We start from the raw sequence: 9174 nt of genomic DNA, 5'->3' as shown, positions 1-9174 counted from the left end.
CGCATCGCTACCCGATATGACCGCCGCGCCGATGTCTTCCTCGGCAGCATCCACCTCGCCGCCGCCATCACATGGTGGTTACCACTTGCCGCCCCTCGGTGTCTCAAAGCCACCCTCATTGAGCCCCTTGGATCTGCGGGGCATCGTCAAGGCATGACGAAGTACCTCATCTCCTTTCCGAGCGAGGCCATGGTGCTCACGGACGAAGAGTTCCCGATTGTCGCGGCCGATGCTCATGCGGTGATCGAGGAAGCGAAGGCGGCCGGGGTCTATGTGTTTGGCGGCGGAATCGATGAGCAGGTCGATCCCCTGTTGGTCTCTGGCGACGGGTCGGTGTCCAGGGAGATTTATCCGGGCAGCCGTCTCAAGGGTGGATTCACGGTGCTGGAGTTGCCGACGCGCGAGGATGCCGTGAAATGGGCAAGGCGGATCGCGGTCGCCTGCCGTTGCCCGCAGGAACTGCGCGAATTCATGTACGATCCGGCGAGCTAGAGAGAATGGATCGGGCGCCGCCGCAGGCGCGGATCAGAAGCGCTGAAATACGGGAACGGGATCGAACATCAGGGAAATGAAGCCCCACAGGCTGATCCCGATCAGGACGATCCCGACGAGCTGCATCAGGAGCTTCGGCGATATCCGTTTGGTGAGCCACGCGCCGGCGGGCGCCGCGGCGATCCCGCCGATCAGCAGGCCCGATGCCGCCTGGGTAAAGGATGAAAGGCCGAGCGTTCCGATGAAGGCGGAAAGGACGGTGACCGTCACGAAGAATTCGGCGGCGTTCACGGTGCCGACCGCCATGCGCGGCGTCATGCCCTGGGCAAGGAGGTTGCCCGTCACGATCGGCCCCCAGCCCCCGCCCGAAGCGTCGAGAAACCCCCCGATGAAGCCGAGCGGGCCGACCAGCCGCATCCGCCTGTAGGCCTGCGGCCGCCGCGGCGCCCGCCAGATGAGATAGGCGCCGATCGCGGCCAGATAGACCAGCACCACCGGCCTTGCGATGTCGGTGTGGACGAAGGTGAGCACCCAGACGCCGATCAGGCCGCCGACGATGCCAGGCAGCACAAGCCGCGCGAAGAGCGGCCAATCGACATTGCGCTGGAGCGCGTGGGCCGCGCCGGACGTGCCGCTTGCCAGCCCCTCGACCGTATGGGTGGCCGCGGAGGCCGCCATGGGCGGAAGGCCGAGCAACAGCAGCAGCGAATTCGAGATCACGCCAAAGGCCATGCCCAGCGCGCTGTCCACCAGTTGCGCGAGAAACCCGATCAGGATGAACGGGGCGAGATCGGCCCAGGGGATCGATGCCAGATCGATCATGGGGCGTCGGTTTTCAGGAGCGAGGAAACCGACTTGCCGACGCGACCGGCGGGCGCGGTGAGCAGGAACAGCAGCGGAAAGGCCAGCGCCAGCACGGAGAGGAAGCCGCTCAGCATCGCCTCCGCACCGGCGAGCCAGGGCAGGATCGCGGCCCAGATCGCCACGCCGAGCACCACCAGCAAGGTGCGCTCCTGCTCCGCATCGTCGAGGCTGGACAGATTGGTTCGGACCCGCCCTTCGAACAGGGTCTGCAGGCCGAGGCTGATGCGGCCCTTCCTGTCGATCAGCGGCCCGGGCAGGAGGGCGTGCACGATCGATCCGAGGCCGGCGGCGATCATGCGCAGGCCGACCGCGCGGGCGAAGCCCCGATAGCTGGCGTTGCGGTCGCTGATCGCCCGCAGCCCCGATCGCCCGCCGAAAACCAGTTCGGCCAGCGCCGTGCTTTCGGCCGGGACGGGCGCCTGCCGGGGCGCATCCTGGGTCGCCACGATCCATTCGAGGATGGCGGTGGGCACGTCGAACCCGCTGGCGCGCTCCAGGCCCTGGAAGCCGGGCGCGGAATTGGCCTCGCAGATCCGATAGCCGTCCTCGTCGAACAGGATGTCGATGCCGGTGACGTCCAGCTCCAGCGCGTCGGCCGCCTGCACGGCAAGCTCGGCCATTTCGGGCGGCGGATTATAGGCGACGCCGACGCCGCCCAGCGAGACGTTGGACTTGAAGCCGCCGGTCAGCGATCGCCGCTCCATGGCGGCGACGACGCGCCCGCCGACCACCAGGATGCGCACGTCGCGGCCATGGCTGGCCCGCACATAATGCTGGAGGATGAAGTCCGCCTGCGCCTCCGCGCTTTCCAGCAGGCCGGCCAGATCCTCGAACTGGCTGCGATTCTCGCATTTGAGCACGCCGGCGCCCCGGGTGCCCTTCAGCGTCTTGACGATCAGGGGAAAGCCCAGCTCGCGTTCGACCAAAGCGGCATCCATCGGAAACTTGCCCAGGATCGTCCTGGGAATCGGCAGGCCCGCCCGGATCAGCTGCTGGAGCGTGTGGAGCTTGTCGGAAACCAGCTCGATGGTGGTCGGGCCGTTGATCAGCCGCACGCCGCGCCGTTCGAAGTGCCGCAGCAGCGCCAGCGTGAAATAATCGGTTTCGGCGCCCGTGCGACAGATGATGAAGTCGGGCCGCTCCATCATCCGGTCCTGATATTTGACGGACCAGCCGTCGTCGGCGCCGACGATGAGGTCGAAGCTGTGCGGATTGAGCACGTCGAGATCGATTCCCATCGCGGCGGCGGCTTCCTGGAAGCGGAATATCTCGGGCACTTCCGGAAGCGCCGGATCAAGCTCGCGATGAAACAGAATCCAGCCTCGCAAGATCCTACGCTCCTTTTCCCGCGCGGCGCCCGATCCCGGCCCGCAGGCTATCGTGCGGGAAGGGGGCCGGAGGCATCGACGCCCGACAGGTGAGGCGGGCGTCGCGCTTCGTTCAGGCCGAATCGTCCATGGGCCGGACTCTACCCGAACTTCGGGAAAATCCACGGCCCCAAACAGCGGGAATCACGCGGATCCGTAAGGATCGGCGGATCGTCCGCCTGCCACCGGACCGCCTTATCCCCGCCAGCCGTAGCGCTGGTCCAGCTTCGAAAGCTGGCTGGCGAAGCCTTCCTGCTGCATCCTGGTGAATTCGGGATCGTGCATGGCCGACAGCGTCACCACCATCCGCACCTGGCCGTCCGCGACGGGGAAGAATTGCACGACGATCTCGTTTTCATAGGGCTCCACGCCCGGCAGGAAATCGATGATGTGGGTGAGGACGAGGCGCTCGTGCGGCTTGAACTCGGTGAAGGTGCCGCGCGTCTCGTGCGACGGGGATTCGCCCATTTCCCGCATCGCCGCGACCATCTCGGGCGTATCCGCGGCCATGTCGTAATGCAGCGCGCCGCCCGGCCGCCCATCGAGCATGTGGACGTCGGCGCGGAAACCCTGCGGCCCCCACCAGGAAGCGAAGCCCTCCTTCGTCGTCCACAGAGCCCACAATTCCTCGATCGGCGCCTTGTAGGTGCGCTCGACGACGATGCTCGCCTTCATCCTCTCGCGCATGCTCAGCGTTCCTCCAGCGTTTCCCGGCGGCCTTGCCCGGCTTCCAGCGCGGCGCCGAAACGGTCGAGCCGCGCCTCCCACAGCCCGCGATACCGGGCGAGCCAGTCCTCCAGTTCGCGGAACGGCGCCTGCTTCAGCGAATAGAGCCGCCGCTGCCCGTCCGGCCGCATCGCCACGAACCCGGCTTCGTGGAGGATGCGCAGGTGCCGGGACACGCCCGACTGGTGGATGCCCACCTCCTCGACGAGGTCGTTGACCTGCCGCTCGCCCCGGCCCAGCGCATCGATGACGCGCCGGCGCGTCGGATCGGCTAAGGCCTGGAACGTGTCTAGTTGCATGAGCATGTATATGCATGATGGTGCATATATCGTCAATCCGGGTGCGGCCGCTTATGCCGGACCGCGCTTATTGCCCCAGGCCGGCGCGGCTTTCGAAGATGCGGGCATGGGCCACGTCGTCGCCCTCGGTGCGGACGACGGCAAGGCGCTTGGGATTCTTGTGCCGGAAGCCTTTCTCGCCGCTCGCCGGCGGCGGATCGGCGATCAGGATCAGCGCGTCGAAGGCGCTGCGGGCGCCGCGCAATTCCTTCAGGATGGCGAGCAGCTCGCGCGGGGTCGTGCTGCCCCCGCCGTCGCTGTCGGGCGTCTGGGTTTCGATCAGGCGATGAAGCGCCTCGACGATGGCCAGCGTCGGGGGCGCATCCAGCGCGGGCGGCTCGATCGGGATGGCGCGCGCGTTGGCCAGCGCCAGATAGGGATCGATCGCGCCGGGGCCGAACTGCCGTTCGATGTTTATCAGGATCGCGGCATCGAGATTCGTCGCGCCCGTCCGCGCGTTGCGGATCGTGCTGGCCGAACAGGCCAGCCGCGTCGCGAGCTGCCCGTCGTTCAGCTCATGATCCTTCTGCACCCGCCGGATGATCTGGGCGACGGCATCGCGATAAGCGGCGCTGGACATGCGTGAGACGGACGGATGTTTCACAGGGGCGCTCCCATGGGCCATGGATCTCCGGCTATGGCTGCCCGGCCGCAGGACAATGCGATTCACGGCCAATTCCGATCAAGACTTTGCTTGCCGACCGAAGGTATCCGACGCACCCTATGAATTATAGTCGCAGAAACATCCTGCTGGCAGGCGGTGCCATCGCCGGCTCGACTCTCCTCGGCCCCCTGGCGGACAAGCTATCCGCGGAACCCAACGCCCCGGCCCCGGTGCCGGCCCGGCCGATCGCGCGGGCCGATGCGCCCGCCGCGCCGTCCACCCCGTCCGCAAGGGCACCCGATGGCATCCGGCCGGCCTTGTTCGCCGCCGCGCTGGCCGCGCTGGAGCGGCATGGCCCGGCGGTGAAGCGGGACCGGATGGCGATCGTCGATTTCGCCGCCGCCTCGTCGCAGCCGCGCTTCCACCTCGTCGATCTCGCCGGTGGGCGGAACCTGCCGCTGCTGGTTTCGCACGGTTCCGGTTCCGATCCCGATCATTGCGGCTGGGTGGAGCGCTTCTCCAACCAGCCGGGGTCCAACGCCTCGTGCGAGGGCGCCTTCCTGACCGGCGATTATTATGTCGGCAAGCATGGCCGCTCCCAGCGGCTGACCGGGCTCGATCCCACCAACAGCAATGCGCTGGCCCGCGCCATCGTGGTGCATGGCGCCTGGTATGCCGAGCCGGACATGATCCGCGGCCACGGCAAGCTGGGGCGGAGCCAGGGCTGCTTCGCGGTCGGCGACAGCCGGATCCAGCAGCTGTTCGACCATCTCGGCGAAGGCCGGATGATCTACGCGGCCAAGCTCGCCTGATACCGGTCAGGGCCGGGGTATGACGGCGTCCATGATCGTCAGCCGCTCGAGCGGTTTGGCGCCCACTGCGGAGTTGGTGACGAGGATTGTCGATCCCGGCTTCAGCTGCGCCTTCACCGCCTCGTAGAAGGGGCGCGGCATGTGGACGCGGTTGATCGTCGCCTCGTCCAGCACATGGCCGGCATCCTCGTCATGGCCGGGCAGGCCGACATAGACCCATTGCGGCCGGCCGGCCTGCTCGATCAGGGTGATGACGTGGGAACCGGGATCGCTGTCGTCGATCCGGGCGACGCTGCGGCCGATCTCGGTGCCGTTGCGGATCACCACGACGCGCTGGTCGCTCTTGGAGATGATGATGGAAAGCGGGCCGGCGCCGGCCAGCTCCGGGGTCCAGCGATATTCCTCGCCCTCCGCCAGCGCCTGGTGCTCGACCGGCTGGCCCTTGTCGTTGAAGGGCGCTAGCAGGCTGTTCTCGCTGGTGCGGACATGGTTTTGCGCATCGCCCTGCACCACCACGGTGACGCCGAGGTCGGTGAGCGCGAACAGCTCGCGCGCGAAGCCATAGGGCAGGTGCACGCAGCCATGGCTTTCGGGATAGCCCGGCAGGCCGCCGGCATGCAGCGCCACGCCGTCCCATGTCAGCCGCTGCTGGTAGGGCATCGGCGCATTATTATATTTGCTGGACCGGTGCTTGGCATCCTTCTGCAGGATCGTGAACACGCCGGTCGGCGTCGCGTGGCCGGCCTTGCCGGTGGAAACCGTGGTCGCGGCGATGCGGACGCCGTTGCGATAGACCAGCGCGATCTGCCGGGAGAGATCGACATAGATCAGCACCGGGCCGTTCGGCGCCACCTGCGGCGCCCACACCCATTGTCCGGGCTTCAGCTGATCGATCCGGCGGGCGAATTCGGGCGGCGAGCTGGCCTGCGCGCCCTGTGCGTGGGCGATGCCCGGAAAAGCGACGGCCACCGCCGCGAACAAAGCCAGCCTCAAACGCATCCCCATTCCCTCTGCCGTCCGTCCGATGCCATCAGGCATATCGCGCGCCACCGCTTTTCCCAATCCGGGAATTGCACGATGCGGACCTGTGGACATGCACCAAGGCAGGCGGCGGGTGAGGCCGCTTGTGGACGGGGATGATAAGGCGATCGCGCGCGGATCAGCCCACGTGGATCAATCCGCGCGGATCAGGGGGCCTGCTTGCGCGGGCGCTTGGCGGCGGCCGGCCGGGGGGCGGGGCGTTCGCCCTTCTTGCGGCCGAGGCCCAGTTCCTTGGCGACGGCGCGGCGGCGTTCGCTATAGGCCGGCGCCACCATGGGATAGCTGGCCGGCAATCCGAAGGCCTCGCGATAGCTTTCGGGCGTATAGCCGTGGCGGGTGATGTGCCGCTTCAGGCTCTTGTAGGATTTTCCGTCGATCATGCTGACGATATATTCGGGATCGGACAGCGATTTGCGTATTCCCACCGCCGGCGCGGGCTTGCCCGCGCCGCTCGCGGAGGTTTGCGCGCCGCCGCCGGCCGCCTTGGCAAGGGCATCGTGGACGGAGCGGATCAGGATCGGCACGTCGTTCGCGGCAACATTGTTGTTCGCCAGATGCGCCGAGACGATATCGGCGGTGAGTTCGATGAGCGCTGTGTTCCGGTCGTCCATCATTCACACTCCGGTGTAGATGCTGCCGAGATTCGATCGCATTGATCGATATCCAACGAATTCTACACTGTGAATCTCTTGTAGACTATGATTTTTCGTCGTCTTGATCGATATATTGCTCGATTTGTCGGTATGGAATGATGATGTTCCGTTCGTGTTCCATGCCCGGATGATCGATTGCCGATCGGTTCGCCGGCGTGTCGCGGGCGGAACCATGGATGGAGCATCGCCTCATGGCCGGCCAGGAAGAGGTGGAGCTGAAGCTGGATGTCGATGCGGCGGCGATGGCGTCGTTCCTCGCCTTGCCCATGCTCCGGGACCCGGCCTCGCGCGAGCAGCATCTCCATGCGATCTATTATGATACGCCGGATCGCGATCTCGGCGCGGCCGGCGCGTCGCTGCGCATCCGCCATGGCGAGGGCGTCCCCCTCCAGACGCTGAAGCTGCCCGGTGGGTCGGCCGCGGGCCTGTTCGCCCGTGGCGAATGGTCGTGGCCGCTGGCCGGGGGCGAGGAGGCCGCGCTGGATGAGCCACCCGTCCGCGCGCTGCTGCCGGGCCTGGATGCGAGGCTCGCGCCTTTGTTCGAAATCCGGGTCGTCCGGCGGCTCCATGACGTCATCCATGGCGATGCCCGGATCGAGGCGTCGCTGGATAGCGGCGAGATTTCGGTGGCGGGCGTCAGCCGCGCATTCGATGAGGTGGAGCTGGAGCTGAAATCGGGATCGCCCGCCGCGCTGTTCGATCTCGCGCGGCTGCTGGACGGCATCGCCCCGGTCCGCGTAGGCGTGTCCAGCAAGGCCGAGCGCGGCTATCGCCTGATCGCGGGTCGGGATGCCGGGCCGGCCAAGGCGGAGCCGCTGGCGCTTGCCGACGACGCGACCGCCGCGCAGGCATTCGGCGCGGCGGCCGGCGCATGCCTGCGGCAGTTCCGCCTCAACGAACCGCTGGTGATGGCGGACTGGCATGCCGGGGCGCTGCATCAGGCGCGGGTCGCGCTCCGCCGGCTGCGTTCCACCATCGCCCTGTTCCGGCCGATGCTGGCGGATCATCTGCCCGCGCATCTCGACGGGGAGTTGAGGTGGCTGGCCGGCGCCATGGCCCGCGCCCGCGCGATCGACGTGCTGATCGCGCGCCATGGCGACGACATGCTCCGCCGATCCGTGCTGGAGCAGCGCGAGGCGGCCTATGTCGCGGCGATCGGCGCATTGGCCGGCGCGCGAAGCCGCGCGCTGCTGCTGGATCTCGCCGAATGGATTTCGATCGGGGCCTGGTGCCGGCCGCTTTCGGATGCGCCGTCCGATCAGGCGGACGCCCGCGCCGTCATCCGCCACGGCCTTCGCCGCTTCCGGCGGCGGATCAAGCGGGCCGGCCCGCTGGACGCGCTCGACGATGCCGGCCGGCACAAGGTGCGGATCGCCGTGAAGAAGCTGCGCTATGCGAGCGACATGTTCGCGCCGCTGTTCGAAGGCCCGCATAAGGCCCGGCGCGATTTCCTGCGCGCGCTGGCCACGCTGTCGGATCGGCTGGGCGTGCTCAACGATATCGTCACCGAACCGGGGCTGATCGCCGATCTCGGCCTGCCGCGCCCCGCCGGGACGGGCGAGCCCGCGCTGCGATCGGCCATCGGCGATGCCGAGGATGCCCGCCTGGCGTTGCTCGCCATCCGCCCCTTCTGGCGATAGCGGGGACGGAACGGGCGGCCGGTCCCTGCCTGCCGCCCGCCCGCCTCGATACCGTCAGGCGCCGGCCTTGGCCGTCCTGCGCGTCCGCTTGGCCGGGGCTTCTGCCGGCTCGGCCTTCTTGCGGCCCAGCCCGAACTGCTTGGCGACGGCGCGGCGATGCTCGCTATAGGCCGGCGCCACCAGCGGATAGTTGGCGGGGAGGCCGAAGGTTTCGCGATAGCTTTCCGGCGTATAGCCATGACGACCGATGTGGCGCTTCAGGCTCTTATACGGCTTGCCGTCGATCATGCTGAGGATAAAATCAGGATTTGCCGTGGATTTGCGGACGCCGACCGCTCCAACCGGCTTATCTCCAGAAGATTCTTCGGTGGCCGATGCGTCCGGCGATGCCAATTTGGCAAGAGCATCGTGCACCGACTGGATCAGTTGCGGCACGTCGCCGTTGCTCACGACATTATTGGATACATGCGCCGAAACGATATCGGCCGTAATTTCGATAAGGGTCCTCTGCAGGTCCGTAGTCATTCTATGCTCCCGGGGCCGATGATTGTTTGCTTTGGAAAAATTCGTCGGCTGCGGTTCCCCTACACCATGAATCCACATGATTCCATGTTCATCGGCATGAATTTTTATTAAG

At 67.0% G+C, this 9174-nt stretch carries 11 protein-coding genes; 3 read left to right on the top strand and 8 right to left on the bottom strand.

Annotated features, from left to right (window positions below; all coding sequences use genetic code 11):
* Positions 1-492 (top strand): YciI family protein (locus CV103_RS14950; protein WP_245896871.1); only part of this gene is annotated, 492 nt, incomplete at its 5' end.
* Positions 493-525: 33 nt separating this feature from the next.
* Here the strand turns inward: CV103_RS14950 and CV103_RS14945 are convergent.
* The 5 genes from CV103_RS14945 to CV103_RS14925 all read right to left on the bottom strand — a co-directional run bounded on the left by CV103_RS14945 (position 526) and on the right by CV103_RS14925 (position 4391).
* The gene (locus CV103_RS14945) at positions 526-1314 is read right to left on the bottom strand and encodes a sulfite exporter TauE/SafE family protein (RefSeq protein ID WP_015459238.1); all 789 of its coding nucleotides are present in this window, start codon (positions 1312-1314) and stop codon (positions 526-528) included.
* Positions 1311-2684 carry an ATP-grasp domain-containing protein gene (locus CV103_RS14940; protein WP_015459239.1) on the bottom strand — a complete coding sequence of 458 codons (1374 nt, stop codon included), beginning with the start codon at positions 2682-2684 and terminating at the stop codon, positions 1311-1313. The genes CV103_RS14945 and CV103_RS14940 overlap by 4 nt, the downstream gene beginning before the upstream one ends.
* 234 nt (positions 2685-2918) lie before the next feature.
* Positions 2919-3410, bottom strand: coding sequence for an SRPBCC family protein (locus CV103_RS14935; RefSeq protein ID WP_041864910.1), 492 nt, complete (start codon positions 3408-3410; stop codon positions 2919-2921).
* A gap of 2 nt (positions 3411-3412) precedes the next feature.
* A complete protein-coding gene (locus CV103_RS14930) occupies positions 3413-3748 on the bottom strand; it encodes an ArsR/SmtB family transcription factor (protein ID WP_107395398.1) in 336 nt (111 codons plus the stop codon).
* Between the two features lie 67 nt (positions 3749-3815).
* The gene (locus CV103_RS14925; protein ID WP_107395397.1) at positions 3816-4391 is read right to left on the bottom strand and encodes a hypothetical protein; all 576 of its coding nucleotides are present in this window, start codon (positions 4389-4391) and stop codon (positions 3816-3818) included.
* Between the two features lie 119 nt (positions 4392-4510).
* Here CV103_RS14925 and CV103_RS14920 point away from each other — a divergent pair, with 119 nt between their 5' ends.
* The gene (locus tag CV103_RS14920) at positions 4511-5203 is read left to right on the top strand and encodes a murein L,D-transpeptidase catalytic domain family protein (RefSeq protein WP_107395396.1); all 693 of its coding nucleotides are present in this window, start codon (positions 4511-4513) and stop codon (positions 5201-5203) included.
* Positions 5204-5209: 6 nt separating this feature from the next.
* Here CV103_RS14920 and CV103_RS14915 read toward each other — a convergent pair whose 3' ends face one another.
* Both CV103_RS14915 and CV103_RS14910 read right to left on the bottom strand, forming a co-directional pair.
* Positions 5210-6202, bottom strand: coding sequence for a L,D-transpeptidase family protein (locus CV103_RS14915; RefSeq protein ID WP_107395403.1), 993 nt, complete (start codon positions 6200-6202; stop codon positions 5210-5212).
* 188 nt (positions 6203-6390) lie between these two features.
* Positions 6391-6858, bottom strand: a complete 468-nt coding sequence (locus CV103_RS14910) for a Ros/MucR family transcriptional regulator (RefSeq protein ID WP_070932256.1) — start codon at positions 6856-6858, stop codon at positions 6391-6393.
* A 215-nt stretch (positions 6859-7073) separates the two neighbouring features.
* Here CV103_RS14910 and CV103_RS14905 point away from each other — a divergent pair, with 215 nt between their 5' ends.
* Positions 7074-8537, top strand: a complete 1464-nt coding sequence (locus CV103_RS14905) for a CYTH and CHAD domain-containing protein (protein WP_107395395.1) — start codon at positions 7074-7076, stop codon at positions 8535-8537.
* A 54-nt stretch (positions 8538-8591) separates the two neighbouring features.
* On the opposite strand, the gene CV103_RS14900 is transcribed toward CV103_RS14905, so the two are convergent.
* Positions 8592-9062: a Ros/MucR family transcriptional regulator gene (locus CV103_RS14900; protein WP_015459247.1), complete on the bottom strand. Its 471-nt coding sequence runs from the start codon at positions 9060-9062 to the stop codon at positions 8592-8594.
* Between the last annotated feature and the right edge of the window lie 112 nt (positions 9063-9174).

The organism is Edaphosphingomonas fennica (genome assembly GCF_003034225.1).
Classification (GTDB): Bacteria; Pseudomonadota; Alphaproteobacteria; order Sphingomonadales; family Sphingomonadaceae; genus Sphingomonas_E; species Sphingomonas_E fennica.
Note: the sequence above shows the minus strand (reverse complement) of the source record. Positions and strands in the feature narration are given on the sequence as shown.

Coding starts and splice junctions, on each gene's coding strand:
- CV103_RS14945 (WP_015459238.1), bottom strand. CDS start 1,314: ATGATCGATCTGGCATCGATCCCCTGGGCCGATCTCGCCCCGTTCATC.
- CV103_RS14935 (WP_041864910.1), bottom strand. CDS start 3,410: ATGCGCGAGAGGATGAAGGCGAGCATCGTCGTCGAGCGCACCTACAAG.
- CV103_RS14930 (WP_107395398.1), bottom strand. CDS start 3,748: ATGCAACTAGACACGTTCCAGGCCTTAGCCGATCCGACGCGCCGGCGC.
- CV103_RS14920 (WP_107395396.1), top strand. CDS start 4,511: ATGAATTATAGTCGCAGAAACATCCTGCTGGCAGGCGGTGCCATCGCC.
- CV103_RS14915 (WP_107395403.1), bottom strand. CDS start 6,202: ATGCGTTTGAGGCTGGCTTTGTTCGCGGCGGTGGCCGTCGCTTTTCCG.
- CV103_RS14910 (WP_070932256.1), bottom strand. CDS start 6,858: ATGATGGACGACCGGAACACAGCGCTCATCGAACTCACCGCCGATATC.
- CV103_RS14905 (WP_107395395.1), top strand. CDS start 7,074: ATGGAGCATCGCCTCATGGCCGGCCAGGAAGAGGTGGAGCTGAAGCTG.
- CV103_RS14900 (WP_015459247.1), bottom strand. CDS start 9,062: ATGACTACGGACCTGCAGAGGACCCTTATCGAAATTACGGCCGATATC.